Annotated in this window: 29 protein-coding genes, 2 tRNA genes, 1 pseudogene and 1 riboswitch; of the genes and pseudogenes, 16 read left to right on the top strand and 16 right to left on the bottom strand. The window is 55.4% G+C overall.

Going from position 1 to position 26,751, the window contains the following annotated elements:
* Positions 1 to 133: 133 nt before the first annotated feature.
* From IMCC12053_RS09195 to IMCC12053_RS09185, 3 genes are all read right to left on the bottom strand, one after another.
* Positions 134 to 1,234, bottom strand: coding sequence for a site-specific DNA-methyltransferase (locus tag IMCC12053_RS09195; protein WP_062218387.1), 1,101 nt, complete (start codon positions 1,232 to 1,234; stop codon positions 134 to 136).
* 126 nt (positions 1,235 to 1,360) lie between these two features.
* Positions 1,361 to 1,987, bottom strand: a complete 627-nt coding sequence (locus IMCC12053_RS09190; protein WP_062221124.1) for a ribonuclease HII — start codon at positions 1,985 to 1,987, stop codon at positions 1,361 to 1,363.
* A 103-nt stretch (positions 1,988 to 2,090) separates the two neighbouring features.
* A complete protein-coding gene (locus IMCC12053_RS09185; protein WP_062218385.1) occupies positions 2,091 to 2,585 on the bottom strand; it encodes a hypothetical protein in 495 nt (164 codons plus the stop codon).
* A gap of 163 nt (positions 2,586 to 2,748) precedes the next feature.
* Here IMCC12053_RS09185 and IMCC12053_RS09180 point away from each other — a divergent pair, with 163 nt between their 5' ends.
* Together IMCC12053_RS09180 and IMCC12053_RS09175 are read left to right on the top strand one after the other, a co-directional pair.
* Positions 2,749 to 3,054: a hypothetical protein gene (locus tag IMCC12053_RS09180; RefSeq protein WP_062221121.1), complete on the top strand. Its 306-nt coding sequence runs from the start codon at positions 2,749 to 2,751 to the stop codon at positions 3,052 to 3,054.
* Positions 3,023 to 3,721: a winged helix-turn-helix domain-containing protein gene (locus IMCC12053_RS09175; protein WP_177205503.1), complete on the top strand. Its 699-nt coding sequence runs from the start codon at positions 3,023 to 3,025 to the stop codon at positions 3,719 to 3,721. Before IMCC12053_RS09180 ends, IMCC12053_RS09175 begins: the two co-directional genes overlap by 32 nt.
* 53 nt (positions 3,722 to 3,774) lie before the next feature.
* Here the strand turns inward: IMCC12053_RS09175 and IMCC12053_RS09170 are convergent, their stop codons facing one another.
* From IMCC12053_RS09170 to IMCC12053_RS16070, 4 genes are all read right to left on the bottom strand, one after another.
* Entirely contained in the window at positions 3,775 to 4,224 is a 450-nt protein-coding gene (locus IMCC12053_RS09170; protein ID WP_062218384.1) for an RpiB/LacA/LacB family sugar-phosphate isomerase, read from the bottom strand.
* A 28-nt stretch (positions 4,225 to 4,252) separates the two neighbouring features.
* On the bottom strand, positions 4,253 to 5,020 hold the full coding sequence (locus IMCC12053_RS09165) for a triose-phosphate isomerase (protein WP_062218382.1): 768 nt from the start codon (positions 5,018 to 5,020) through the stop codon (positions 4,253 to 4,255).
* Positions 5,017 to 5,799 carry a DeoR/GlpR family DNA-binding transcription regulator gene (locus IMCC12053_RS09160; protein WP_062218380.1) on the bottom strand — a complete coding sequence of 261 codons (783 nt, stop codon included), beginning with the start codon at positions 5,797 to 5,799 and terminating at the stop codon, positions 5,017 to 5,019. Before IMCC12053_RS09160 ends, IMCC12053_RS09165 begins: the two co-directional genes overlap by 4 nt.
* Before the next feature lie 138 nt (positions 5,800 to 5,937).
* Positions 5,938 to 6,102 carry a hypothetical protein gene (locus IMCC12053_RS16070; RefSeq protein WP_236852394.1) on the bottom strand — a complete coding sequence of 55 codons (165 nt, stop codon included), beginning with the start codon at positions 6,100 to 6,102 and terminating at the stop codon, positions 5,938 to 5,940.
* 144 nt (positions 6,103 to 6,246) lie between these two features.
* Here IMCC12053_RS16070 and IMCC12053_RS09150 point away from each other — a divergent pair, with 144 nt between their 5' ends.
* From IMCC12053_RS09150 to IMCC12053_RS16000, 5 genes and pseudogenes are all read left to right on the top strand, one after another.
* Positions 6,247 to 6,489, top strand: a complete 243-nt coding sequence (locus IMCC12053_RS09150) for a TrbC/VirB2 family protein (RefSeq protein WP_062218376.1) — start codon at positions 6,247 to 6,249, stop codon at positions 6,487 to 6,489.
* Between the two features lie 7 nt (positions 6,490 to 6,496).
* Positions 6,497 to 6,775 carry a VirB3 family type IV secretion system protein gene (locus IMCC12053_RS09145; RefSeq protein WP_062218374.1) on the top strand — a complete coding sequence of 93 codons (279 nt, stop codon included), beginning with the start codon at positions 6,497 to 6,499 and terminating at the stop codon, positions 6,773 to 6,775.
* Positions 6,765 to 8,323, top strand: a pseudogene (locus IMCC12053_RS09140) (VirB4 family type IV secretion/conjugal transfer ATPase). The gene IMCC12053_RS09145 and the pseudogene IMCC12053_RS09140 overlap by 11 nt, the downstream one beginning before the upstream one ends.
* A complete protein-coding gene (locus IMCC12053_RS15815; RefSeq protein WP_156320741.1) occupies positions 8,323 to 8,481 on the top strand; it encodes a hypothetical protein in 159 nt (52 codons plus the stop codon). Before IMCC12053_RS09140 ends, IMCC12053_RS15815 begins: the two are co-directional and overlap by 1 nt.
* Positions 8,474 to 8,857, top strand: coding sequence for a hypothetical protein (locus IMCC12053_RS16000; RefSeq protein WP_062218369.1), 384 nt, complete (start codon positions 8,474 to 8,476; stop codon positions 8,855 to 8,857). The genes IMCC12053_RS15815 and IMCC12053_RS16000 overlap by 8 nt, the downstream gene beginning before the upstream one ends.
* A gap of 8 nt (positions 8,858 to 8,865) precedes the next feature.
* Here IMCC12053_RS16000 and IMCC12053_RS09125 read toward each other — a convergent pair whose 3' ends face one another.
* Together IMCC12053_RS09125 and IMCC12053_RS09120 are read right to left on the bottom strand one after the other, a co-directional pair.
* Positions 8,866 to 9,564 (bottom strand): hypothetical protein, encoded by a 699-nt coding sequence (locus IMCC12053_RS09125; RefSeq protein ID WP_236852391.1) that lies wholly within the window; start codon positions 9,562 to 9,564, stop codon positions 8,866 to 8,868.
* Positions 9,565 to 9,719: 155 nt separating this feature from the next.
* Positions 9,720 to 9,796 (bottom strand) — tRNA-Arg (locus IMCC12053_RS09120).
* 309 nt (positions 9,797 to 10,105) lie between these two features.
* Between IMCC12053_RS09120 and IMCC12053_RS09115 the strand changes: the two genes are divergently transcribed.
* Complete coding sequence (locus tag IMCC12053_RS09115) at positions 10,106 to 11,164, top strand: LacI family DNA-binding transcriptional regulator (protein WP_062218367.1); 1,059 nt, start codon at positions 10,106 to 10,108, stop codon at positions 11,162 to 11,164.
* Between the two features lie 122 nt (positions 11,165 to 11,286).
* Positions 11,287 to 13,128 (top strand): dihydroxy-acid dehydratase, encoded by a 1,842-nt coding sequence (gene ilvD, locus IMCC12053_RS09110; protein ID WP_062218365.1) that lies wholly within the window; start codon positions 11,287 to 11,289, stop codon positions 13,126 to 13,128.
* Between the two features lie 135 nt (positions 13,129 to 13,263).
* Here ilvD and IMCC12053_RS09105 read toward each other — a convergent pair.
* Positions 13,264 to 13,339 (bottom strand) — tRNA-Lys (locus IMCC12053_RS09105).
* A gap of 102 nt (positions 13,340 to 13,441) precedes the next feature.
* On the opposite strand from IMCC12053_RS09105, the gene dapF reads away from it, so the two are divergent.
* The 6 genes from dapF (at position 13,442) to IMCC12053_RS09075 (ending at position 19,135) form a co-directional block, all read left to right on the top strand.
* The gene (dapF, locus tag IMCC12053_RS09100) at positions 13,442 to 14,275 is read left to right on the top strand and encodes a diaminopimelate epimerase (protein ID WP_062218363.1); all 834 of its coding nucleotides are present in this window, start codon (positions 13,442 to 13,444) and stop codon (positions 14,273 to 14,275) included.
* Positions 14,275 to 15,537 (top strand): tRNA (N(6)-L-threonylcarbamoyladenosine(37)-C(2))-methylthiotransferase MtaB, encoded by a 1,263-nt coding sequence (gene mtaB / locus IMCC12053_RS09095; RefSeq protein ID WP_062218361.1) that lies wholly within the window; start codon positions 14,275 to 14,277, stop codon positions 15,535 to 15,537. Before dapF ends, mtaB begins: the two co-directional genes overlap by 1 nt.
* A 4-nt stretch (positions 15,538 to 15,541) precedes the next feature.
* Positions 15,542 to 16,171, top strand: coding sequence for a glutathione S-transferase (locus IMCC12053_RS09090; RefSeq protein ID WP_062218359.1), 630 nt, complete (start codon positions 15,542 to 15,544; stop codon positions 16,169 to 16,171).
* 231 nt (positions 16,172 to 16,402) lie between these two features.
* Positions 16,403 to 16,966 (top strand): ubiquinol-cytochrome c reductase iron-sulfur subunit, encoded by a 564-nt coding sequence (petA, locus tag IMCC12053_RS09085; protein ID WP_062218357.1) that lies wholly within the window; start codon positions 16,403 to 16,405, stop codon positions 16,964 to 16,966.
* An 11-nt stretch (positions 16,967 to 16,977) separates the two neighbouring features.
* Positions 16,978 to 18,300: a cytochrome b gene (gene petB, locus IMCC12053_RS09080; RefSeq protein WP_062218355.1), complete on the top strand. Its 1,323-nt coding sequence runs from the start codon at positions 16,978 to 16,980 to the stop codon at positions 18,298 to 18,300.
* A gap of 16 nt (positions 18,301 to 18,316) precedes the next feature.
* The gene (locus tag IMCC12053_RS09075; RefSeq protein ID WP_062218354.1) at positions 18,317 to 19,135 is read left to right on the top strand and encodes a cytochrome c1; all 819 of its coding nucleotides are present in this window, start codon (positions 18,317 to 18,319) and stop codon (positions 19,133 to 19,135) included.
* A 77-nt stretch (positions 19,136 to 19,212) separates the two neighbouring features.
* Here IMCC12053_RS09075 and IMCC12053_RS09070 read toward each other — a convergent pair whose 3' ends face one another.
* From IMCC12053_RS09070 to thiB, 3 genes are read right to left on the bottom strand one after another with little or no spacing between them, the layout of a single operon-like run.
* A complete protein-coding gene (locus IMCC12053_RS09070; protein WP_062218352.1) occupies positions 19,213 to 19,908 on the bottom strand; it encodes a thiamine ABC transporter ATP-binding protein in 696 nt (231 codons plus the stop codon).
* Positions 19,895 to 21,445, bottom strand: a complete 1,551-nt coding sequence (locus IMCC12053_RS09065) for a thiamine/thiamine pyrophosphate ABC transporter permease ThiP (protein ID WP_062218350.1) — start codon at positions 21,443 to 21,445, stop codon at positions 19,895 to 19,897. The genes IMCC12053_RS09070 and IMCC12053_RS09065 overlap by 14 nt, the downstream gene beginning before the upstream one ends.
* Positions 21,421 to 22,398 carry a thiamine ABC transporter substrate binding subunit gene (gene thiB / locus IMCC12053_RS09060; RefSeq protein ID WP_062218348.1) on the bottom strand — a complete coding sequence of 326 codons (978 nt, stop codon included), beginning with the start codon at positions 22,396 to 22,398 and terminating at the stop codon, positions 21,421 to 21,423. The genes IMCC12053_RS09065 and thiB overlap by 25 nt, the downstream gene beginning before the upstream one ends.
* Before the next feature lie 40 nt (positions 22,399 to 22,438).
* Positions 22,439 to 22,542, bottom strand: a riboswitch (TPP riboswitch).
* Between the two features lie 91 nt (positions 22,543 to 22,633).
* On the opposite strand from thiB, the gene aroC reads away from it, so the two are divergent.
* Entirely contained in the window at positions 22,634 to 23,746 is a 1,113-nt protein-coding gene (gene aroC / locus IMCC12053_RS09055) for a chorismate synthase (protein ID WP_062218346.1), read from the top strand.
* Positions 23,747 to 23,748: 2 nt separating this feature from the next.
* Here the strand turns inward: aroC and IMCC12053_RS09050 are convergent, their stop codons facing one another.
* From IMCC12053_RS09050 to IMCC12053_RS09040, 3 genes are all read right to left on the bottom strand, one after another.
* Entirely contained in the window at positions 23,749 to 24,609 is an 861-nt protein-coding gene (locus IMCC12053_RS09050; protein ID WP_062218344.1) for a DMT family transporter, read from the bottom strand.
* A 114-nt stretch (positions 24,610 to 24,723) separates the two neighbouring features.
* Entirely contained in the window at positions 24,724 to 25,014 is a 291-nt protein-coding gene (locus IMCC12053_RS09045) for an HU family DNA-binding protein (RefSeq protein WP_062218342.1), read from the bottom strand.
* Positions 25,015 to 25,146: 132 nt separating this feature from the next.
* Complete coding sequence (locus IMCC12053_RS09040) at positions 25,147 to 26,631, bottom strand: AMP nucleosidase (RefSeq protein ID WP_062221115.1); 1,485 nt, start codon at positions 26,629 to 26,631, stop codon at positions 25,147 to 25,149.
* Positions 26,632 to 26,751: the final 120 nt, after the last annotated feature.

The raw sequence follows: 26,751 nt of genomic DNA, 5'->3' as shown, positions 1-26,751 counted from the left end.
ATCAGGCGGTATTCGATTATTGAAATCTGAGGCATGGCACCCGCAAAAAGCCTGTCGGACTTTCGTCGGACCATCGTCGGACTTTCGTCGGGCAAGAGGGCGGATGCCAATGCTGTGATTTGGGGCGCGGAGCCTAGTTCATCTCCGCGCGGATTTGTTGACGAAGCACATCAATCGGAACCTGTTTTCCATCCCGTTTGAACGTCCAATACGTCCAGCCATTGCACGAGGGCGCGCCCTCAAGATGTGCACCGACCTGATGAATGGACCCTTTGACATCGTTGGACACAAGAGTTCCATCTGCGCGTACCTTTGCCGTGCGACGACCGTTCAGGGAGGACAACTCCTCACCCGGACGCAACATGCCACGCTCAACCAACTGGCCGAACGGCACACGTGGTTCGGCGCGCTTGGACGTGGAGACACGCAACGCGTCTTTGTCGAACTTGCGCACGGCGTCGATGCGTTTTTGAGCAACTTCGCGGTATTTGGATTCGCGCTCGATGCCGATGAACTCACGGCCTAGCATTTTGGCCACAGCGCCGGTTGTGCCCGTGCCAAAGAACGGGTCAAGCACCACATCGCCGGGATTGGTCGTGCCAACCAGAATACGGTGCAACAAGCTTTCGGGTTTTTGCGTTGGGTGCGCTTTTTCGCCGTCTTCATTTTTGAGACGTTCGCCACCGTTACAAATCGGCAAGACCCAATCGGAGCGCATCTGAATACCCTCATTCAACGACTTGAGCGCCTCATAGTTGAACGTGTATTTCGCGGCTTCGTTTTTGGACGCCCAGATAATGGTTTCGTGGGCATTGGTGAATCGTTTGCCCCGAAAGTTCGGCATCGGATTCGATTTGCGCCACACAACGTCATTCAGAATCCAGAAACCTTGGTTCTGGAGCTCGGCGCCCATGCGGTACACGTTGTGATATGAGCCAATCGCCCAAATCGCACCGTTCGGTTTGAGGACACGGCGCGCGGCGGCAAGCCAATCGCGGGTAAAGTTGTCATAGACCTTAAAGCTATCGAACTGATCCCAATCGTCGTCAACGGCGTCAACTTTGGAATTGTCAGGGCGGTGAAGATCACCGCGCAGCTGTAGGTTATACGGGGGATCTGCAAAGATCAGGTCAACAGATCCTTCGGGAAGGCTGTTCATAATCTCGATGCAATCGCCACCAAGAATCTGGTTTAGCGGCAGCTCTGTGGCTGCCTCACGTGTTTTCGTCGTCATACTCTGCCTCATGTCGTGCCCCTTATTGGAGCATCGTTACCGCGCCGTTTTCGACGTCGTTTTGTGAGGCCTAAGATGAGTCAAAGATGATTCGCGGTCAATTTCTTTTTTGAATCAGTCACTTAGTTATTTATCTTGATACAAGATGTTGTGTACTGGCTTGAACGAACGTCTATGGTGAGGGGTCACCCCAAGATTTCGCAGCCCATCTAGATGCAATTTTGTCCCATATCCGGCGTTCTTTTCCCACCCATATCCCGGGTGCTGTTGCGCTAAATCCACCATCAAACTATCGCGCCATGTTTTCGCAACTATTGATGCGGCAGAAATCGACACGGAACGCGCGTCGCCTTTCACAATTGCCTCGGCATCAACGCCGAACGCCTTGGGAATCTTATTGCCATCCACAAGAACGTAATCGGCCGCGACACTCAGCCCCGCTACGGCCCGCTCCATCGCCCGCAAAGACGCCTGTAAAATGTTGATCTCGTCGATCTCTTCAACGGAACATGACGCGATAGAGACATCGGCCACCTCCATGATTTGCTCATAGAGCATGATGCGGCGTTTTTCGGTCAGTGCTTTAGAATCATTGAGGCCATCGGGGATGCGATTTGGATCGAGCCATACCGCGCACGCCGTGACGGGACCAGCCAGCGGGCCTCGCCCCACTTCGTCGACACCCACGATACGTGAATAGCGGCGTGCGGTTGCATCTGTTTCGAATGAATAGTCTGGAGCTGTTTTTACCATGTGGAGGTGAAACCCCATCACCGCGCGGTTGGCAAGGAACATAGACGAAAAAGGGCGAAAGGGAGGTGTGTCCCTTTCGCCCAGCGCGCACAACGAATGGATGTCAGCGGCGTGATTTGGCGGCAACCTCGTAGCCGAATTTGTTCAGACAACTCATATCATAGCCGCCAACCGTCCCTTTGCGGGTATGCACATCCGTCTCACAGCGGTTGGGAAGTGGCGCACTTGAGCGGCGGTTTTTATCGAGACACCGTTCCATCGCGATTGACGTGTCTGGACCATGACGGCGATCCACCGTCACAATACATTGCGCGGGAATATCAAAATGCGAAGCGCGTTTTACGGGCTTTACGCGCGGCGCGTTGGCGCGACGATCGGTGTCGTGCCGCGATAATGTATCGGACCGCCGATGGGTCACTTGTGCTTTTGCAGGCTTTGACTTTCCGGATTCGTCGATCAGTTTGCCAATGACAAACAACGTCATCAAGCCGCCGATCGCGCGGGCGACATCCTCATCGCTTGCACGCGCAGGTGCGGCGAAGGCGGACACGGATAGTGAAAGCGCCATAAGGCCGGCGGTGAATTTGGTATGTTTCATCTGGTCATCCTTTGTGTGATGGGCCGATACGAATTGTCGGCGATGAAACACGATGCGCAAAACTCTCAAAGTCGCTCAATATCAGGGGCGTGATATCGGATATCAGTCACGCAAACGGGCTTTGATATTGAATAGCACGCGGCCTTTGATCATGGTTGGGCGCATGACATACATTCATCATATCACCCGAACGGGACTGGCCACAGCGTTGCTCGTGCTTTTGCCATCGCTGGCAAGCGCCGCGTGTTTTGCCACCTATAAAGCCAAGCAAGAGGATCCCCTCAGGCTACATTTTGGCGTGGCACAGGTGCCTGATGGCGCGTGTACAAAGGCAGGTGCAGCGCAGGTTCTCGCACCGCGTCTTGCCAATGACGGCTGGATTCTTTTGACGATTGACGCAATGGTTGACGAGACCGAGTTGGAGGCTTTGAAAGACAGTGCTGGCGCGTTTTTCCTCAAATACAAGTAGCGCACGATCCGCACGGATTGTGGCATTTGGTGTGGCCGCCATTGTCCTCATCCTATTGGCGACAGCTGCGTTTCTCTTTGCCAACCTGCCAGATGCAAACGCGTTTAACGCGCGTGTCGAGCGGATATTTGTCGAAAACGATTTGACGACTGGTGCGCAGATCAAGTTTCTGGAAATCCTTGCGCAATCCGGTACGGCCTTTTCGGACACACTCGCAAGCTACCGAATGGTGATGTTCGTGTTATTGATTTTCGCCACGGCCTTGCTCGTCGCGGCCTTGGTATTTTTGGTGACCATCGTCGCCATGAACCGCCGCATGAGCGAGATTGAACGGGCGGGCCTTCAGGTGTCCAGCTTGCACATTTCACGTAGCGAAAACGCCGTGTACCTCAACGATATGGCATTCCAACTGACGCCCGCAGCAATGGAAACGATGTCGGTTCTGGCCGAAGCGCGCCTAGATGGTGACATGCTTTCTGGGGCAGAGATCGAGGCCTTGATTTCGGGGCGCCTGTCAGCGGATTGCGACGAAGCGGCCGGGGCGACACGCATCAAACGACTGCGCGACACATTGGGAAATCAAATGGTCAGCGAAATGTTGGTCAAGAATGTCGCCCGCAAAGGCTATATATTGTCGGTCTCAAAAGACGTCATAAAGATGCTCTAGTGTTGAACGGGGCGGCGCAGCCAAATCCGCGCCGCCACATTCAATACGACCCGCTAGCCCTTGCTATATTTTACGTCCAGCGCGTCGATGGCCGCCACATTGGTTGCAGATGCGCCGCCCGCGTCAAATGATGCCGCCAGATAGGCCTCAGCAATAGACTTGGCCAATTCGGCACCAATGACGCGCGCCCCCATCGTAATGATTTGGGCGTTATTGGATGTTGCCGCTTTGCCCGCCGAATAGGTGTCATGACATTGTGCCGCGCGAATACCCGGAACCTTGTTTGCACTCAAACAGACACCAATCCCTGTGCCACAGACCAAGATTGCACGATCAACATCGCCCGCGATCACGGCGGATGCCACGCGGTCAGACATGTTGGCGTAAAAACCGTCCTCTGGCGTTTGGGACATATCAACGACATCGTAGGTGTCCGACAAATGGGTAACGAGAACAGTGGCAAGGCCTACACCTGCGGTATCACCGGCAATTGCTAATTTCATGGGTCTTTCCTTTTTGATCACTTGGGATTTAGATTTTGGCGCTGCACATGGTCAGAATGTCGAGGTAGCCCGCAACGTCCCACGCCGAGCGGCCAATAAACAGGCCATCGATATGTGGGCATGATATCAGGTCTTCGCAATTTTGCGGGTTCACCGATCCACCATAAAGACAGGGCACCTTGCGTCCCAAAACGTCTCGCGCCACGTCGATGATATCGGCCTGTCGTGCGTCCGCATATTGTGAGGTTGCGGGAATACCGTTTTCGCCAATCGCCCAAACAGGTTCGTAAGCAAATAGGATTTCAGCAGATCGTTGTGACGCATCCAATTTGGCGAGCGCGCCGCGCACTTGGGCCTCCAAGACCTCTTGGGCGCGCCCCGCCTCGCGCTCAAGCAATGTCTCACCGATACAGATGAGCGGGGTAAGACCGTGACGCACCGCGGCCTGTGTTTTCAATCCAACGGTTTCGTCAGTCTCGCCAAAATGCGTGCGCCGTTCGGAGTGGCCTAGCTCGACAATATCAAGTCCGCAATCTTTGAGCATCACCGGCGAGATTTCACCCGTCCATGCGCCTGCATCCGCCCAATGCATGTTTTGCGCACCGACCTTTACCGAGGTATCTTTCAAAACCTGCGCAACCTCACGCGCCGTTGTGAAGGATGGAATGACAAAGCGCTGAATGCGCGCATCGGATGCAGGCTCCGCATCGACAAGACCCGCCGCAAACACCTGTGCCTGTGCGAGCGTTTTATTCATCTTCCAACTTGTGCCGATCCAAAAGTCTGGCTGTGTCATGTCACGTCATCCATATGTTGTTGAGCAATCGTCAGCGTCAGTCCCGCCGCATCAAGTGCTGCACGGCTGTCCGCATCAGGCGCACCGTTTGTAATAATCGTATCGAACGCAGACAGGTCCGCGAGTTTGTGCAGGGCGGTATGGCCAAAACGGCTTTGGTTGACGAGCAAACAGGTTTTGGTCGCCGCCCCCATCATGGCGCGTTTGGTCCGTATGACATCCGCGTCCATGTGAAACACATCCGTACCCGAAACAGCCGGCGACGATACAAACGCCAGATCGGCCCGCAACGATGCCAATGCGGCCTCCGTCACCATGCCGAAATAGGCGTTGAATTTGGCCGAATACGTGCCGCCAAGCGCCACCAATGTGATCCCAGTCTGACCTTTGAGGGTGTCGAGAACGGCGGCATTATTGGTCAACACCGTCAAAGGGCGCTTTTCCACGAGACGCGCACCAAGCACCGCCGCCATCGACCCGTCATTGATGATAACGCTCATCCCAGGCTCGATTAGGGTCAACGCGGCCTCAGCCATCGCGGCCTTTGCGGCACCGCCCAGTTGGGTGCGAAACCTAAAATCGCTCTCGAATTGAGTCCCCGCTTCGATCGTGGCACCACCGCGCATTTTGCGCAGCACGCCTGCACTTTCCAAGTCATCGAGATCGCGGTGGATGGTCATTTTCGACACGCCGAACCGGACCGCCAGCACATCAAGATCGACGGCACCATCGCGCACCAAGAGATCCAGAATATCCTGCCTACGCTCGTCTCGTTTCATTGCATACCCCTATTTGAGATATCTAATGTCACACAATTTATGTTTTATCTAACACTATTTTTGTTATCTTATCTGGCGGCGTCCTACTTTCCTAAGCAGTCGCACACCACACCCCTTAGGAGGGTGTATTCCATCGCACTAGTCCTTGTTATTTGTCAGATGTTTATCGGTATTTGAGGCCGTATTTTGTACGGGACGCGTTCGAAACAGCGCCCGTACATCGGCCTCGTCCGTCTCTGCGTGGGCATAGATCCGCATGGGCAAATTAGGATCAGACCAGCGGCCCGCTTTGGCTGCGGTCACGGGATCGACGCCTTGACGCACCACGAGCTCAGTAAAGAAGCCGTGCCGCCCCGCGCGGTGCGCAGAGAGATAGGGAATGCCCGCACGCTTGCAGATCGTCCGCCAGCGGTTGGAGTAGCTAGTCGGGCTACCATAGTCAGCTTGATGTTTGCCAATCCCGCGTTTGCGCAGAGCATCGACCTCTCACCAGTGCAAAACCTTCTGCAAGGAATCGTCGACACAATCACTGGCCCTTTGGGCATTGTGATCGGCACCTTGGCCTTGATCGGTGTGTTCCTCACTTGGCTCTTTGGGATGTTGGACTTCCGCCAAGCCCTCTGGGTGCTCGTCGCGATCGCGGGCATTGCGGCGGCACCGACCATCGTGACCGCCATCTGGGCTGCGTGAAACCGATATGGCAACGCAAACCCCTCTTTTTCTGGGCCTAATCCGGCCGCCAAAGCTCATCGGGCTGCCGATCATGTATGCGATGGTTTGGCTCTTCGGGTTTGTGTTGATATTTCTGTGGGTCCAAAGCTGGCCGGTGATCATCATCGCCGCTCTGGCTTATCCGGCGCTGTGGAAAGCCGCTGACTGGGATCCGGCCTTTCTTGAGGTGATGGTCACCGCGCTGCAAGAGACCCCGCCCACCCCGAACCGCAAGATCCATTCGGGTGACAGTTATGCAGCGTGACCCGTCCGATGACCTTGCCATGCTGCCAGACTGGGCGCGCAAAGAACGCCCGATGGCCAGCATGCTGCCCTATGTCAGCTTGGTAAATGACATAACGATCCGCACGCGCGGCAATGCGCTGTTTCAATGTATCCGCCTCGATGGGGTCAACAGCATGACCAGCGACGACGCGCACCTGGAGAAAATCCGGGCACTCTTCGCAGCTATCATTGCGCAGATCGGACCAGAGTACAGTTTCTACGTCCACAAGGTTTCAAAGGCGATCGAGACCGCCTTGCCACCGGTGCCTGAGGAAGGATTTGCGCAAGCATTGGATGCCCGCTGGCAGGCGGCTATGACGCGGGCGGGCCTCCGAAACAAAACACTGACGCTCACTGTGCTGAAACGTCCGCCCCTTGCCGCGCGGTTGCGTCTGAAACGCTCAGATTCGATCGCCCAGCTTAAAGACCAGACAGCTAAGCAATTGCGCAAACTCGAGGAGGTTGTTGGGTTTCTGTTGTCGTCCTTTGCAGAGATGAACCCGCGCTTGCTCGGAGCGGAAAGCGGCGAACTGCTTGGCTTCCTCGGGGCACTCAACATTGGGCAGGAACGGCCGCTCTTCGCCAAATCGCGCTTTGGCGTCATTGCCGAAGATGTAGCCAACACCCGCGTCACGTTTCAGGGGCGAGGCTTTACGCTCGACGATGGGACGGCGGGCAAGCGATTTGGCACCAGTTTTGCGATCAAGACCTATCCCGCCAGAACCAGCTGTACCATGTTCGATGAGCTTAACCTGCCTATCGACATGGTCGTCACCCATTCCTTCACACCGATCAACAGCAACATCATGGCCAGTCGGATCAAGCGCCAACAGCGGCTGATGAAGGCCAGCGATGATGGCGCGATTTCTCTTGCTGAAGAACTGGTAGACGCGCTGGACGATCTGGAATCGAAGCGGCTCAGCTTTGGCGATCATCACATGACTGTCACGGTACCTTCTCGCTCGATGGTGATGTGGTGGGCTTTGATCTAACCGGCATTCTCGACAGCGAAAACGAGAAAGAGCGCATGGCGGTCCTCTCCTACCTGTTTCGGCGGGTGGAACGTGTGATCGAGGATCGCAAACCGACACTGATCATCATCGATGAAGCTTGGAAAGCGCTCGATAACCCGTATTTTGCCGACCGCCTTAGCAATTGGCTTGTGACCGCGCGCAAACAAAACGCGGTTGTCGTGATGATGACCCAATACGCAAGCCAACTCGAGAAAACCCGTACCGGTAAGACGATTATCGAGGCCGTGCCGACGCAGCTTTTGCTTCCCAATATTCGTGCTTCGGCCAGTGATTACGAAATGCTTGGACTCACCAACAAAGAGCTCAGTGTTTTGCTCGGGACAGGCAGCAATTCCCGTCTGGCGCTGGTGCGCGATGATCAAGGCTCGGTCGTGATCGACGCCGATCTCAGTGCCCTTGGCCCATACCTCACGATCCTTGGCGGCATGGAAAAAGGCGAAGCGCTGGTTGGCGCGGATTATCGACAGAACCCCGATTTTTGGAGACAGATTTGATGCGTAGACTTAGCGTACTGACCCTCACCCTTTTGACCCTGACAGCCTGCGCGGAATACCGACCGTCAGAAGCCGAATGCTTCAGCTCCTTTGCCGAGGTTAGCCGCAGCAATTGCGATTTCGCGCTGCTCGGGCCGATTGGTAGCCTCGGTGAATAAACACCGCCCGCATATCCTTGCGGGCTTGGTGTCGCTCGCAGCGCCCATGGCGTTTGCGCAAGGCGTGCCGACCTTTGATGCAGGCATGTTCTTGCAGCGTGAACGCGTGTTGAATCAGGGCGCGCAGGATCTGGCGCTTCAGCAAGACCGGCTGACCAAGGATGAAGAACTGGAAGAACTCGAGCAAGAACAACTCGAGGCGTTGGAGGATAAGGTTGACCGCCACGGTCAGGGATGTTGGGCGGACCTATTAAGTAAAAAGATGTCTGAAGGAGGTGAGTGGGCTGAAAGCCAGTCGATCCTCCGCACAGTCCATTTCTTAGAGCGGCCCATGCGCAGCAGCACGGGGCACAACTTTTCTTTTCATGTTCAATAGAATCATCGTTAACGCTGCCGTTCAACCTCGTGAAGGTATTTCAACCAACGGCCGGAGGTGAACCAGTTGTCAGAGAAACAAACCTTGGATCGGGTGAACCCTTCGCTCTCGCGGGCATAGGCTTGGACGGCCAGTAGCAGGTTTTGGGCATCCACACCGTCCGCAGTCGCTTGGCGGATCTGCGACATGCACACCGCTTTGCCTCGAATGCGATCCTCGGGATAGGCCGACAAAATCTTTTCTGAAATCTCATCTTCTACCGCCGCCTCTTTCGCGTGCGAAGGATATGGTTTTTTATATGGTTTATATCTGTTCTTATAGGATTTGCCCTCAGGGGCAGATGGCTTGCCCTCAGGGGCAAATGCATCATTTTCCCTTTTGGTCGGATCGATTTGCCCATTTGGGCAAATGGAGTTGCCCATGGCGTACCAGCAGGTCCGGTCATAGCGATCATCGCTGAAATTACCCTTGATGATCAGACTCGCAGTGACCAATTTTTCGAGCGCCGTGCGGATTTGTTTTTCGCTCAGATAGGGAAATAGCTCACCAAAGGCCGTGATCGAATTGTAGGTCCAATAGCGTCCGTCACGAAAATTTCGGCGGTTGGCTTGGTTCTTCTCAATCCAGAAAACGATGTTTTGAAAGATGACTGCGGCATTCAAGCCAACGCGTGCGGCAATCTCGGGATCAAAGCTATGGCGACTCATGTGCGGCACCATTGGCCCGACACGCGGGCGCGATTTTGTACAGGTTTTGTACGAGAAACCAAATTTCGCGTCCAATCAGCAGAAGAAACTATACGCTCGTTTTTGCGTATACCCGTACAGTCGCGCAAAAATAATCCATATTTTACAGTAATTTGTGGTGACCCCGATTGGATTCGAACCAATAACCTGCCCCTTAGGAGGGGGCTGCTCTATCCAGTTGAGCCACGGGACCACTGGCGCTTTTTAGAGGGGAAGGTTGTTTGGGGGCAAGGGGAAAGCCATCGGTCGTACTGCGCAGGACGCTTAAATTATGGCTCGATGGAGTGGAGGAAAAAGGGGGAGTGAAATTGGCCCACCACTCCCCCTTTTAAAATCCGATACCGCACTGTGAGTAAGAGAGCTTGCAGAGCGAACCGGATATGCTGTGCGCAGAGCATGCCTAATGCGCATTGTTAGCGATAACATACACAGGTTGCGCGGCGTGGACAAGGATGTTTTATAATGTATTCTGCGAGGGATATATAAAATGGAGCCAATGGCCATGTCGCAGGATCAGGATTTCACCCCACCTAAACGTCCGCTTACACTTCGCGATGTGTCAGAGGCCTCGGGTGTGTCCGAGATGACCGTGAGCCGCGTGCTGCGAAATCGTGGCGATGTGTCGGAGACGACACGTAACAAAGTGTTAGAGGCCGCGCGCGAGCTTGGGTATGTCCCCAACAAAATTGCAGGCGCTTTGGCATCGAGCCGCGTGAACCTCGTTGCTGTGATCATTCCGTCTTTGTCCAACATGGTATTTCCCGAAGTGATGACAGGGATTTCCGACATTCTCGACGAGACCGAATTACAGGCTGTCGTGGGCGTCACCCATTATAAACCCGAACGCGAAGAAAAGGTGTTGTACCAGATGCTGTCATGGCGTCCCTCGGGAGTCATTATTGCGGGGCTGGAGCATACCGAAGCCTCCAAAGCGATGTTGGCAGCAGCGGGCATTCCCGTGGTCGAGATTATGGACACCGATGGCGATGCGATTGATGCCAAAGTTGGCATTTCCCATCGCCGTGCAGGCCGCCAAATGGCGCAGGCTATTATCGAGGCAGGGTACAAACGCATCGGCTTTCTCGGTACAAAAATGCCCCTCGATCACCGTGCCCGCAAACGCTTTGAGGGATTTACGGAGACATTGGCGAAAGCTGGTCTAGAGATCGCAGATCAGGAGTTCTATTCGGGCGGATCCGCCTTGGTCAAAGGGCGCGAGATGACCCAGACCATTTTGGAACGCAACGCCGACGAGCCGCTTGATTTCCTGTATTACTCCAACGACATGATTGCCTCTGGCGGGCTACTATACTGTCTCGACAACGGGATTGACGTGCCGGGGGACATTGGCTTGGCCGGATTTAACGGCATTGAGTTCATCGACGGGCTACCCAAGAAGCTCGCGACAATGAAAGCCATGCGCTCGGAGATCGGTCGCGCCGCGGCACAGATCATTGCAAAACGCGTGGCCGATAGCAGTGCCCCGCGTGGTGAAGAGATCGTGTTGGAGCCAGAGCTGAAATTCGGCGAAACCCTGCGCCGCAAGAAAAAGCCGTTCTAGAGCGAAATGCAGCAACAATAATGCGTATCATCGACTAGAAATTTGCACAAAACGGCATAGATGACATGTGAGACTGCGCAGATCTGCGTGCCCGCACCACACTTAGATAACGGAACCCTACAATGCCCCATTACAAATCCCGCCGCTCAACGCACGGACGCAACATGGCCGGTGCACGTGGCCTTTGGCGCGCCACAGGCATGACAGACGACGATTTCGGCAAGCCGATCATCGCAGTCGTCAACTCGTTTACACAGTTCGTTCCCGGTCACGTTCACCTCAAAGACCTCGGTCAAATGGTGGCACGCGAGATTGAGGGCGCGGGCGGCGTGGCCAAAGAGTTCAACACCATTGCGGTGGATGACGGCATTGCGATGGGCCACGATGGGATGCTCTATTCCCTACCCTCGCGTGAGATTATTGCGGACAGTGTCGAATACATGGTCAACGCGCATTGTGCGGACGCTATGGTGTGTATTTCCAACTGCGATAAAATCACCCCCGGTATGATGATGGCCGCGATGCGCCTCAACATTCCCGTGATTTTCGTCTCGGGTGGTCCGATGGAAGCGGGCAAGGTGCAAGATGGCGATATCGTGCAAAAGCTCGATCTTGTGGACGCGATGGTGTCCGCCGCCGATGAAAGCTACACCGATGCGCAGGTGGAAGAGATCGAGAAAGCCGCGTGTCCAACTTGTGGATCATGCTCTGGCATGTTCACCGCCAACTCAATGAACTGTCTTGCTGAGGCCTTGGGTCTGGCACTTCCGGGTAACGGGTCAACGCTTGCCACTCACGCGGATCGTCGTCACCTCTTTTTGGAGGCAGGACGTAGGATCGTCGAGATCACCAAAAAGCACTACGAAGAAGAATTGCCGGGCTACTTGCCACGCGAGATCGCCACGTTCGAGGCTTTTGAAAACGCCATGTCGCTCGACATTGCGATGGGTGGCTCTACCAACACCGTGCTTCACCTTCTGGCGATTGCCTATGAGGGCAAGGTCAACTTTACCATGGACGACATCGATCGCTTGAGCCGCAAGGTTCCTGTACTGTGCAAAGTCGCGCCCTCGGTTGCGAACGTTCACATGGAAGATATCCACCGCGCGGGCGGCATTTTTGCCATCCTCGGGTCGATGTATCGCGGCGGGCTAATCCACGGCGATGCGCGCACCGTTCACTCCGAAACAATGGCCGCCGCGATTGCCAAATGGGACATCACGGTTGCGAACAACCCCGAGGCCGAACAATTGTTCAAAGCGGCCCCCGGCGGCGTGCGTACAACACAGGCGTTCTCGACCGAAAACCGCTACAAAGAACTCGACACAGACCGTGAGAACGGCGTGATCCGTTCGGTTGAACACGCGTTTTCCAAGGACGGCGGCTTGGCTGTTTTGTTCGGCAATGTCGCGGAGCGCGGCTGTATCGTGAAAACGGCAGGCGTCGATGAAAGCATTCTCAAATTCACGGGCAAGGCGCGTGTGTTTGAAAGCCAAGATGATTCTGTCAGCGCGATTCTCAGCCGCAAGGTCGAGGCCGGAGATATTGTGGTCATTCGATATGAGGGGCCACAGGGTGGACCGGGCATGCAGGAAATGCTTTACCCCACGTCATATCTAAAATCCAAAGGCTTGGGCAAAAAATGTGCCTTGTTGACCGATGGGCGCTTTTCCGGTGGCACCTCGGGATTGTCGATCGGCCACGTGTCACCAGAGGCCGCAGAGGGCGGTATGATCGGATTGGTGGAAACGGGCGACATTATAGAGATCGACATCCCCAACCGCTCAATCGAGCTCAAGGTTGAGGCAAGTGAGCTAGATCGTCGTCGCACTGCAATGGGACCACTCCCGTGGAAGCCCAAAGAGCCGCGCCCACGTCACGTCACAACAGCGCTCAAAGCCTATGCCCTGTTGGCTTCTGCGGCAGATAAGGGTGCGGTTCGTATCCTGCCTGACGACCAATAAAACACGCAAATTTACGACTATGATTCGCCGCCCTTCGGGGCGGCGTTTTGCGTATGTGGAGAATGCGGCACGTGATCTTCGTGATAACACGGCAACAAAAAACCCGCGCCGAAGCGCGGGTTATTTTAGACGAAGTGGTGAGCCGTGATGGGTTCGAACCATCGACCTACTGATTAAAAGTCAGTTGCTCTACCAGCTGAGCTAACGGCCCACTTTCATCGTGAGGCGGGTATTACGAGTGCAGGGCGTGAGCGTCAAGGACTAAACAGAGATTTTCTTGGAAAAGGTTCCATCACGGTTTATATGCCGCCCTATGCAACAGGTATTCTCCCCCTCGAACCTGCCCTTCGTAAAGATGCACGGGCTAGGCAATGACTTCGTGATCTTTGATTCTCGGGGGATAGACGCGCGCGTCACCCCAAAACTGGCAAAGGCCATCGGTGATCGCAACCGTGGCGTTGGCTTTGACCAACTCGCGGAGATCAAAGATGGCGAGGGGACAGATATCTCGCTCGACTTTTGGAACAGTGACGGCAGTCGCGCCGGCGCCTGCGGCAATGCAACCCGCTGTGTCGCGTGGCTGATGATGCAAGAGAGCGGCAACAACAGCGTGACCATTCGCACCGAGCGCGGCGTTCTACACGCCGTGCGCGCGGGCGACGAGGTATCGGTGAACATGGGTCACCCACAACGCGACTGGCACGAGGTGCCGCTCAGCCACGCCGTGAATACCAACCACCTGCCGCTCGCGGGCGATCCTGTAGCGGTCGGCATGGGCAATCCGCATGTGGTGTTCTTTGTGGATGATATTGTAGGCGTTGATGTCGCCGCCCAAGGTGTCGCTGTCGAACATGATCCGCTGTTCCCCCAGCGCACCAATGTTGAATTCGCCCAAGTGCGCGGCCACGACGAGATCAGAATGCGCGTCTGGGAACGTGGAGCGGGCATTACGCTTGCTTGTGGCTCAGGAGCCTGCGCCACGGCCGTAGCGGCAGCTGAGCGTGGCCTGACGGGCAGGACAGTGCGCATGGAGGTCGACGGCGGCTGGATGACCCTCGACTGGCGTGACGATGGTGTGTGGATGACGGGACCAGTGCAATTTGTATTTAGGGGCGAATTTGACGCGTCATTTCTGGAGCAGATCTAATGTCAGCCAAACCGCCCGTCTTTGCGACACTCGGCTGTCGTCTCAACGCCTATGAAACCGAAGCCATGAAAGACCTCGCGGCGAAAGCGGGGGTCGAGAACGCTGTCGTGGTCAACACCTGTGCTGTGACCGCCGAAGCGGTACGCAAAGCCCGCCAAGAGATTCGCAAACTGCGCCGCGACAATCCTGATGCCAAAATCATCGTGACGGGATGCGCCGCACAGACCGAGCCAGAGACATTCACGTCGATGAGTGAGGTTGATATCGTCATCGGCAACACCGAAAAGATGCAGCCGGAAACGTGGTCCGCGATGGGGCCGGATTTCATCGGCCAAACCGAGCGCGTTCAGGTCGACGATATTATGAGCGTCACCGAGACAGCGGGCCACCTGATCGACGGGTTCGGCACGCGCAGCCGCGCCTATGTTCAAGTGCAAAACGGCTGTGATCACCGCTGCACCTTTTGCATTATCCCATACGGGCGCGGCAATTCGCGCTCGGTGCCTGCGGGCGTGGTGGTCGATCAGATCAAACGCCTCGTAGACAAGGGATTTAACGAAGTTGTTCTTACGGGTGTTGATCTGACCTCATGGGGGGCGGACCTGCCCGCCGCGCCACGTTTGGGCGATTTGGTCATGCGCATTCTTAAACTCGTGCCCGATCTGGCCCGCCTTCGGATTTCATCGATTGATTCGATTGAGGCAGATGACGCGCTGATGCAGGCCATTGCCACTGAGCCGCGTCTGATGCCTCACCTCCATCTCTCGCTTCAACACGGGGATGACATGATTCTCAAACGCATGGCCCGCCGCCATTTGCGCGACGATGCAATTGCGTTTTGCGCGGAGGCCAAGCGCCTACGGCCGGACATGACATTCGGCGCGGATATCATCGCCGGGTTCCCGACCGAAACTGACGCGCACTTTGAAAACTCGCTTAAGTTGGTTTCGGATTGCGATCTAACGTGGCTGCACGTCTTTCCCTATTCAAAGCGCGAGGGCACGCCAGCGGCGAAAATCCCAAGCCAAGTGAATGGCAAAACCATTAAAGAGCGCGCGGCGCGTCTTCGCTCTGCGGGCGATGCACAGGTCGCCCGTCACCTGACCGCACAAATCGGGCGGACTCATCGTATCTTGATGGAGAATCCCCTGATGGGCCGCACCGAACAATTCACCGAGGTCAGTTTTTCCGCCCAGCAAGTTGAAGGCCAGATTGTTACTGCCACAATTCTTGGCGTCAGCGGCACACAGTTGACAGCGTAGCGCCATGACTCGTCCGATTCTTTATTCCTTTCGACGATGCCCCTATGCCATGCGTGCGCGCCTAGCGATCGCATCGGCGGGACTAGAGGTCGAACTGCGCGAAGTCGTGCTGCGCGACAAACCCGCGCAGTTGATCGCAGCCTCGCCCAAGGCCACCGTGCCCGTTTTGATCGTGGGTGAGACCGTAATCGACGAGAGCCGCGACATTATGGATTGGGCGCTTGCCCACAATGACCCTGACGGGTGGCGCGACATGCCGCCCGCGGGAGAGGCATGGATTTCTCAAATCGAGGGACCATTCAAAACCGCGCTTGATCGCTACAAATACGCAACGCGGTATGAGAACGTCGATGTAAATGTTGAGCGCGCCAAAGCGGCACAAATTCTTTGGAGCATCAATCAGCACCTGACCGAAACACCATGGATATTTGGATCATCGCCTACCCTTGCGGACATGGCGACGATTACCTTTGTGCGTCAATTTGCAAATACGGATCGTGCATGGTTCGATGCCCAAGAGTGGGACGGCGTCAAAAACTGGCTTACACGGTTTATTAATTCGGATCAGTTCAACACAATCATGGCGAAATATAAAAAGTGGCGCCCCGAGTCGGATATCGTAATCTTTGCGTGATATCGCTCTGCGAAGTGGTCAAGGCGATGTTTGCGCTCACATATGTGCAAGAAACACCGTATATGGCGACGGGAATATCACTAAGGCGCCAATCAAAGGCCCCTGCGTCCTATTGTATGCTAGACGTGGACGCATTGCCTCGCTAAAAGCGCCTCCGAAGGGCTACGGGAAATCCGTGGCCTTGAATGCATTGGCTGGTTAGGTCCGGCTTAAGACAATGGAGATTTGCTCGTGTCCCATGTAGACGAACACGAAGGCACCCGCCGCGATTTCCTGTACTACGCCACCGGTGGCGCAGGTGCAGTTGCAGCAGGCGCCGTGGTCTGGCCCCTGGTCAATCAAATGAACGCTTCCGCAGATGTTAAGGCGCTTGCCTCCATCCGCGTAAACATTGCTGACGTGCAAGCCGGCACGCAGTTGACGGTTAAATGGCGCGGTAAGCCCGTGTTTATTCGCCGCCGCACGCAAGACGAGATTGATGCAGCCCGCGCTGTGCCAATGGCCGACTTGCCAGACCAAATTGCGCGCAACGACAACCGCGATGCTACACTTGATGCATCCGACGAAAACCGCGCGATGGACGAAAACGGCGAATGGTTGGTGATGATGGGCGTATGTACCCACCTCGGCTGTGTGCCACTCGGCGATGGTGCGGGTGACTTTGGCGGATGGTTCTGCCCCTGTCACGGGTCGCACTACGATACATCCGGTCGCATCCGCAAAGGTCCAGCTCCAGAGAACCTTCCGGTTCCGACCGCTGCCTTTGAAGGCGACGCTGAAATCATTCTGGGCTGAGGGAGAAACTGATGTCTGGTATTCCACACGACCACTACGAACCAAAGTCCGATATCGCAAAATGGGCTCACACACGTCTCCCGATTGTTGGCCTTGTCTATGACACGCTGATGATCCCGACGCCGAAAAACCTCAACTGGATGTGGATCTGGGGCATTGTTCTTGCCTTCTGTCTCGGCCTCCAGATTGTCACCGGTATCGTTCTGGTGATGCACTATACTCCGCACGTCGACATGGCATTTGCCTCGGTTGAGCACATCATGCGCGATGTGAACGGCGGTCATATGCTGCGCTACTTGCATGCAAACGGCGCATCGCTGTTCTTCTTTGCGGTCTACATGCACATCTTCCGCGGCCTGTACTACGGCTCGTACAAAGCACCACGTGAAATCACATGGATCGTCGGCATGATCATCTACCTGATGATGATGGCAACCGGCTTCATGGGGTATGTGTTGCCTTGGGGTCAGATGTCCTTTTGGGGCGCAACCGTGATCACCGGCCTATTTGGTGCGATCCCACTCGTGGGCGAGCCAATTCAGGCATGGTTGCTCGGCGGGCCTGCGGTGGACAACGCCACGCTCAACCGCTTCTTCTCGTTGCACTACTTGCTCCCCTTCGTGATTGCCGGCCTTGTGATTGTTCACATCTGGGCGTTCCACACGACAGGCAACAACAACCCAACGGGTGTTGATGTACGCAAAACGTCCAAAGCCGAAGCTGAGAAAGACACATTGCCGTTCTGGCCATATTTCGTGATGAAAGACCTATTCGCCCTTGGCGTTGTCTTGGTCGTGTTCTTTGCCATTGTCGGTTTTATGCCAAACTACCTCGGCCACCCCGATAACTACCTCGAAGCAAACCCGCTATCGACACCCGCGCACATTGTGCCTGAATGGTATTTCTTGCCCTTCTACGCCATTTTGCGCGCGTTCACCGCCGATGTGTGGTTGGTTCAGGCTGTGTCGTTTGTCACAGGCGGTATCGTGGACGCAAAGTTCTTTGGCGTACTCGCCATGTTCGGCGCGATCATCGTGATGGCTCTCGTGCCTTGGCTCGACACCTCCAAAGTTCGTTCGGGTAAATATCGCCCGATGTTCAAATGGTGGTTCTGGCTGTTGGCCATCGACTTCGTGGTACTGATGTGGGTGGGCGCAATGCCAACCGACGGTATCTATCCGTATATCTCGCTGATTGGTGCAACCTATTGGTTTGGATACTTCCTCGTTTTGATGCCGCTCTTGGGTGTTATCGAAAAGCCGCTTCCGATTCCGGAAACGATCGAAGAAGATTTTTTAGCGCACTACCCTGCCGCTAAAAATGCATCCGAGTGAGAAAGGAACTAGGGAAATGATGAAGAAACTTACCCTCTCCGCCCTCACCGCCTTGGGCCTATCCGCTGGCGCGGCTATGGCAGCAGGCGATGCGGCACACATCCATGACGTGGACTTCTCCTTTGAAGGTCCGTTTGGCACTTATGACCAAATGCAGCTTCAGCGCGGACTTCAGCTTTACACCGAAGTTTGCGCGGGCTGTCACGGTCTACAATATGTGTCGATCCGGACCCTTGCGGACAAAGGCGGCCCAATGCTTCCCGAGGATCAGGTGCGTGCTTACGCAACTGCATTCCCCGTGAACGACGAAGCTGCAAACATGCACCTCTACGACTATGACGAGGGGGCCGCACGTACGCTCACGTCTAACGACCACTTCCCAGCGAACCACTCGCAAAACGCGCCCGACCTATCCATGATGGCGAAAGCACGCGCTGCGTTTCACGGCCCATACGGAACAGGTATCAACCAGTTCCTAAAAGGCACTGGTGGCCCTGAGTATATCGTCGGCCTTTTGACCGGCTACACAGGCGAAGAAAAAGAAGAAGCTGGAAAAATCTACTATGAGAACACCGCGTTCCCAGGTGGATGGATCGCAATGGCTCCTCCTCTCTACGGTGAAGACGTCGAGTTTGCCGATGGTCACTCCAATGAGTTGCACCACGAAGCAGAAGACATTGCTGCGTTCTTGATGTGGGCAGCGGAACCAAAGCTTGAAGCACGCAAGCACGCGGGCTTCCTCGCCGTTGTGTTCCTGATCGTACTGACATCGCTTTTGTACCTGTCGAACAAAAAACTTTGGGCACCGCACAAAGGCAAAAAATTCAACCTGTAATATCGGGTTGATCAAAATTGAAAAAGCGCTCCGATTTCGGGGCGCTTTTTTTTGTGGGCTATAGGGTGGCGGCCAAATCAATGCCCAACATAATCGCGGTATCCCGTGGGTGGATCTGCCTCGACCTGCGCCCACGTGCGCGGCGCATGAGCGACACCATCCGCGACCCAAACAACATGATCTGCAAACGCTTGGGCATCCGCCAGATCATGCGAGACCATCAACATCGTTGCTCCGGTTTTTGCACCAACCTCACGCGCCAAGGTGGTCATCTCTTTGCGCATCGCGGGCCCAAGCGCCGAGAATGGCTCATCAAGCAACACAAGGGGATGCCGCTGAACCAAGACGCGCGCCAATGCCACACGTGACTGCTGACCGCCCGAAAGTTGGGATGGCGATCGATCGCCAAGTCCACTCAACCCTGTTGCCTCAAATGCGTCTTGCACCGCTCGTTTGTCCTCAACGGACAGGCGCAAATTCGGCTTGATCCCAAGGGCGATATTCTGCGCCGCAGTCATATGTGGGAACAGGTTGTTGTCTTGGAACAGATGCGCGGCGGGACGCTTCGCCGGCGCCACATCAGTGATATCGTTGCCCTGCCAAAGAACGCGCCCTGATCGCGGCGCAAAGAACCCGCCAATAACCGACAGCAAAGTAGATTTCCCTGCGCCCGATGGCCCAAGCACGGCAACCGCCGATCCTGTGGGAAGGCTGAACTCCGCGCTCAGGCGAAAATCGCCTTGGATAATCAATAAGTCGTCAAGTGTGAGCACGCCCGCGCCCTCCCCGATCAAAGATGTAAAACAGGCCAAGGCTTAGCGCGAGCAACAAAAGCGCCGCCCCCATCGCCTGATCCATGCGATAGGCCCCCATGAGGCGATAAATTTGCAACGGCAAGGTTGCTTGCTCAGGGCGGGCAAACAGCGTGATGACGCCAAGATCGCCCATGGATAACGCCGCCGATAGACCTGCGGCAAACCCCAAAGGCGCACGAATGCGCGGCAGCGTCACCAATCGCAAGCGCGTCCATCCAGACATCCCCAACCCATCCGCAAGCTTTCCATACGCGGCTTCGCTTCCTGCTATCGCGGGCGCAATTGCGCGAATGACAAATGGGAGCGACATCACGGCATTCACCAGCGCGGTGATCACAAGGGCCAGTGTGGCGGGATCAAAAAATGGGAAAATCATAATGAATAGCCCCGTCCCCATGACCAACGGTGACGCCGCGATTGAAAGCATTCCAACCCCTTCGATCCAATGCCATCTCTGTCCAGCAAGAACGAGCGCGAGAGACAAAACGATAGCAAGTGCTGCAGACCCAAGGGCGGTGAGGACGGAACGCGCCGCCGCGTACCAAACCGAAACAGGAAGCTGCAACACACCACCCGCACCATCCACAACCAATGCGGCGAGAGGCGCGAGCAAAAAGAGTGCTGCGAGGACAATCCAAACCGTATCAATCAGACGCAATATTGGCCGCGCCGTATCGAGGCGCGCAACAGGTCGATCTAGCCCCCCACCAACCATGTGCGGCACGCGGTATTTGAATGAAAAAAGCGCAGCACAAGTACAAATCGCAAATTGAATAAGCGCCAAAAGAGACGCTTTGCCGAGGTCAAAATCATAGCGAAATGCCTCATAAATCGCGAGTTCGATTGTGGTCGCCTTAGGCCCACCGCCAAACGTGAGGGCGACCGCAAAAGACGTTGTACAGATCAAAAAAATCACTGCCAACGCACCGGGCACGATATCACGGAGCATCGGGATCTCGACATGGCGAAAGACATCGATAGAGGTAAATCGTAGTGACGCCGCAAGCCGGAAACGCTCCGATGGAATAGTTCCCCAACCATGCAGTAAAAGACGCGTCGCCAACGGAATGTTGAAAAATACATGGGCGATAATCACCCCATGAAATCCGTAGATAGAAATCGGCTCTAATCCGGCCCAAATCAACAAGTTTGAGACGATCCCGCTTTTCCCGAACACGGCCGTAAGACCAAGAATCGCAACGATGACGGGCAAAATGAAAGGCGCGCCAAGAAGCGTGACAAGCACCCCACGCCCCACAAATGATCGACGCGCCAACGCGCGGGCAACGGGAATAGAAATCGCGACCGAGAGAGCCGCAGACAACGCAGCCTGCACCACCGTAAACCGTACAGAGGCCCAATCGTGGCGAGACAGGCTAGAGAAATCCTCGGCCCGTCCCGCGACCGCGACGAGTGTGCCAAGGCTGAGGACGGCGACTAGTACCGCCGCCCCCAACCCCGCCCATTGGCCTATTGAGACAGGCCGGCGCGCCATGCGTCGATTGCCCCATCACGCGCCGCCGCGGCCTCATCCTCGTTTAGAAAGATCGCCTTTTCAGGATAGTTTAGTTGCGAAAACGCGTCTGGCCATTGCGCCTTTGGCAACGCCGCAGGATAAGACCAATTCGCAGTCGCAATCAAAGACTGGAACCGCTCATCCAAGATAAACGCCATGAATTCATCGGCCAACTCGGGCTGGTCTGTGCCTGCCAATTTCGCAGCCAACTCCACCATAAAGTAGTGCCCCTCATCAAACAAAGCCGCCGATTTGGTCACATCGTCCTCCGCAATGATGTGGTAGGCGGGAGACGTGGTGTAGGACAAAACCATATCCACCTCGCCATCGGTGAACATGCCGTAGGCCTCCGACCATCCCTTGGTTACCGTGGTGATCTTGGGCGCTAGTTTGGCCCACGCCGCCTCAGCGTCATCACCGAACACTTCGTTCCCCCACAGCACAAGTGCGAGACCCGAAATCGACGTGCGCGGGTCTTGGATAGCGATTGTCCAATCTTCGTCCGAGTTCACCAATTCGGCGAAGGACGTGGGCGGGTTGGCGATTTTGGTGTTGTCATAAACGAACGCCGTATAGCCCCAGTTGAACGGCAAAAAGGTATCGTCCGTCCACTCAAGTGGCAGCGTCAAAGGAGACAAATCCAGCCCATGAGGCACAAACATACCCGTTTCGCGGGCTTTCTTGGTCACATCGGAATTCAACCCGATCACGACATCTGCGGGGGTGCGTTCGCCCTCAAGCAAGATACGGGGCAACACATCACCCGTCACATATTCGATCTCGCACCCGTCACAAGTGGCCTCGAACGCCGCCTTAATCGCAGGGCCAGGACCCCACTCAGAGGCAAAATAGTCAGGTGCATAGATCGTCAAAGGCTCGGCGTTCGCGCCGAAAGCAGCAAGTGTTGCTGCAAAAGTCAGTCCATATTTCATGGCTCGCTCCATAGTTAAATGGGCGAAGAAAAAGGGGCAGCTATGTGGCTGATACCTTCCCTCCGCCGGTGTTAGCCGGTTCAGGTTCAACGGGTCCGCTTTCGCATCTCAGCCACAACAAAGGTGGCACCCCGAGGTATCGCAGACGCTATGAGCGTTTCGCCAGAAGTGCAAGCCCCGAGATTGCTCACCGACCCCACATCGGATAAAGCAGAGGAAACATGAGGAGCAGACCATGAGCATGAATTCTTTCGGACATCTTTTTCGCTTCACCACATGGGGTGAAAGTCATGGTCCTGCGCTCGGGGCGACTGTTGACGGCTGCCCTCCGGGAATTGAAATTGACGAGTCGATGCTACAAGTGTGGCTCGACAAACGAAAACCCGGCACGTCCAAATACACGACACAGCGGCGCGAAGCGGATCAGGTTGAAATCCTCTCGGGTGTGTTTGAAGGCAAAACAACCGGAACGCCGATTCAACTGATGATCCGCAATACCGACCAGCGGTCCAAAGACTACGGAGAGATCGCGCAAGCGTTTCGCCCCGGTCATGCCGATATCACCTATTTCCAGAAATATGGAATTCGCGATTACCGTGGCGGTGGGCGTTCGTCAGCGCGCGAAACAGCGGCACGAGTGGCGGCCGGCGGCATTGCACGCGCGGTCTTGGCACAGCTTGCCCCAACGGTTGAAATCAAAGGCTACATGACCCAAATCGGGCCACATGGCATCGACGGGCCACGCGATATGGCGGAAATTGATAACAACCCGTTTTGGGTGCCTTCGGCAGCGACTGCGGCGACATGGGCTACATATCTGGACGGCATTCGTAAGAGCGGCTCCTCGGTTGGTGCGGTCTGTGAGGTCATGTGTACAGGTGTGCCAGCGGGCCTTGGCGCGCCGATTTATGCCAAGTTAGACACTGATTTGGCCGCTGCAATGATGTCGATTAACGCCGTTAAAGGCGTTGAGATTGGCGAGGGCATGAATGCGGCCTGTCTGACCGGCGAAGAGAACGCAGACGAAATGCGGATGGGGCCAAATGGGCCTGAATTTGGGTCCAATCATGCGGGTGGCATCTTGGGCGGGATCTCCACAGGTCAGGATTTGATCGTCCGCTTTGCCGTTAAACCGACATCATCGATCCTAACGCCGCGCCAAACCATCGACAAAGATGGCAAGGACATAGACCTGATCACAAAGGGCCGCCATGACCCGTGTGTCGGCATTCGCGCGGTGCCTGTCGGCGAGGCGATGATGGCCTGTGTTGTCCTTGATCACCTACTCTTGCATCGCGGTCAGGTGGGCGATGGCCCACGCGGTCACATCGGCGGCAAGACCCAATAGCGCTACGCCTTTGACAACTGCACCGCGAGGATGCCCACCATAATCGTGGCAACCCCGATCATATCCCATTGCGTGACCGCTTCGCCCAAAAGAGCCGCAGCAATTGCCACGCCAAAAAACGGATTGAGAAAATGGAATGCGGCCGCCTTCACGGTGCCTATGCGTTCGACCAATTTGAACCATAGCCACGTGGCAAACAGTCCGGGCAAAAACGTTGTGTACAGCATCGCGACAACCAATGTGCCGGACATATTGAGCGCGTACACATCCACGAAGGGTGATGCGACAGCCAAGACGGACGCACCGATCAAACTTTGAATGCCGACCACCATCAACGCGTTTTTACCCGCACCTGTCGAACGCAATGTGAGGGTCGCGACCGCAAGCGCCACCGTGCCCACGACACACATCAAAATGCCCACCACATCACTGCCCGCGGACAAACGATGCGACATGATAACAAGAACCCCGATGAACCCCGTGACAAGTCCAGCCACCGCAATCGGTTTAGGCCGTTCATGCAGGAATAGGGTCGAAAAGAGCGCCACAACCAGTGGCATCGAGGACGCTAGAATGGAGGCGAGCGAAGCCTCGACAGAGCGCATGGCGAGGAAATAAAGCCCAAGATAGGCCGCGTTCTGGCACAGGCCAAAAATGATGATACCGCGCCATTGTGCACGCGAAAAAATCCAACTTTGACCAAGGCTACGCGCGATTGCGACACCAACCGCTCCCGATAGAAAAAACCGGACCGCAAGAGCCGCTAAAGCGGGTGCATCAGCCACAATAATCCGCGCAGACGTAAATGCGGAGGACCATATAAACACAAACGCAAGGCCCATAAAAATGGCTCTGATATCCATAGTCGCTCCTTCGGATTCACCAACGCTGCGCGGCAGACGAAAGATCTATAACGAGGCTTCAAAACAGAAAAGGGGCCGCATAACGCGACCCCCTCCCCAAAAGATCAAACGAAATTAGCCGTTCACGCTGTCTTTAAGCGCTTTAGCAATTGTCATCTTTACAACTTTGTCAGCTGCTTTTTTCATCTGCTCGCCAGTCTGCGGGTTGCGGACCATACGCTCAGGGCGCTCACGGCAATAAATTTTGCCAACACCCGGAAGGGTCACAGCACCACCGGCGGACACTTCTTTGGTGATGATGCCTGTTACGGCGTCCAGTGCAGCAGCAGCGGATTTCTTGTCGGTGCCCATGTCTTCGGCCAGTGCGGCAACAAGCTGGGTCTTAGTCATTGGTTTCGTAGACATTCTGTAACTCCTCGTATCTCTCCCCCATGTAGTTGGGGGTTATCGCGTATTTTTAAGCGAATATTGTAGGACGGCACAACTATTAGTATGCTTTTGCCCCAATTTTTACCGTATTTAGGGCAAAAAACTGCCTTACAGGAACGCTGTTTCCTCAAAAGAGCGCAATTTTCGGCTATGAATGCGCTCAATCGGCATCTCTCGCAACCTCTCCATCGCTCGAATTCCGATCAGCAAATGACGAGCGACCTGAGACGTATAGAAATCTGACGCCATTCCTGGCAGCTTCAACTCGCCATGAAGTGGCTTATCCGAGACGCACAAAAGTGTGCCATACGGGACGCGAAACCGAAATCCATTCGCTGCAATCGTAGCGCTTTCCATATCAAGTGCCACGGCGCGCGATTGGCTCAATCGTTGCACAGGGCCAGATTGATCACGCAATTCCCAATTCCGGTTATCAATTGTCGCCACGGTGCCCGTGCGCATAATCCGCTTCAACTCGTAACCTTCAAGCTGAGTGATGTCCGCAACCGCACCCTCGAGTGATGTCTGAATTTCAGCCAAGGCGGGGATCGGAACCCAAACGGGCAGATCGGCATCCAACACATGATCCTCGCGCAGATAGGCATGTGCGAGGACGAAGTCACCAAGCCGTTGCGAGTTGCGAAGCCCCGCGCAGTGACCCACCATGATCCACGCATGGGGGCGCAGCACGGCAATGTGATCTGTGGCGGTTTTGGCATTCGACGGACCAACACCGATATTGACCAAAGTGACGCCCGATCCATCAGCACGTTTGAGGTGATATGTTGGCATTTGCGGCATCTTTGTTGTCGGCGCGATTGGGGTCTGCCCATCGAAAATTTCGACATTTCCAGTCGATACAAAAGACGTATAGCCGCTGTTAGGGTCATCAAGTTGCGCGCGCGCATATGCCTCGAACTCGGACACATAAAACTGGTAGTTCGTGAACAGAACATGGTTTTGAAAATGGGTCGCATCGGTCGCAGTGTAGTGCGACAAACGCGCGAGCGAATAATCCACGCGCTGCGCGGTAAAGGGCGCAAGCGGCCCTGACCCGTCCTCGTTCAGATATCCCGAGCCATTGACGATATTGTCGTGCGTTGTCGCCAAATCAGGCACATCAAAGTAGTCGCGCAACGGGTAGTCCATCGCGCCCTCTTGGGGGATGGTAATGCTCTCATCATTTGCAACGGCAAAGTGAACGGGCATCGGCACCTCGGATGGCCCAATGGACACTGATACGCCATGATTGCGGATAATTTGCGTGATCTGTTGAATGAGATAGTTACGAAACAAATCGGGGCGCGTGATCGTCGTTGAATAGCTACCCGGCTTGGACACATGACCAAAGGACAGGCGACTGTCCATTGCGGCGAACGAGGTCGTCCTCACACGGATTTCGGGATAAAACGCGCGGTGGCGCGCATGTGGCACGGCCCCCGTTGCGGCCTCGGAAAACCGTTCGGTAAGATAGCGGGTTGCGGACCGATATAGCTCCTCCAACCGGTCGACCGCGGCGGCGGCATCTGAAAACAGTTCGGCATCGGGCGCCGGTGGCGTCTGTATGGTCAAAGGAACAGAATTTTGATTCACGGAAGACCTCGTATTGATGTGCGTCTTTTTTGCGCTTGATTTTAGGCCCAAGCCTCTAGAGTCATTTGTCACCACTTGGCCGCGCGGCGCAAGACCATGCTTAGAAACTAGACATTGAGG

The organism is Celeribacter marinus, from assembly GCF_001308265.1.
Classification (GTDB): Bacteria; Pseudomonadota; Alphaproteobacteria; order Rhodobacterales; family Rhodobacteraceae; genus Celeribacter; species Celeribacter marinus.
This window is presented reverse-complemented; position numbering and strand designations above follow the sequence as displayed.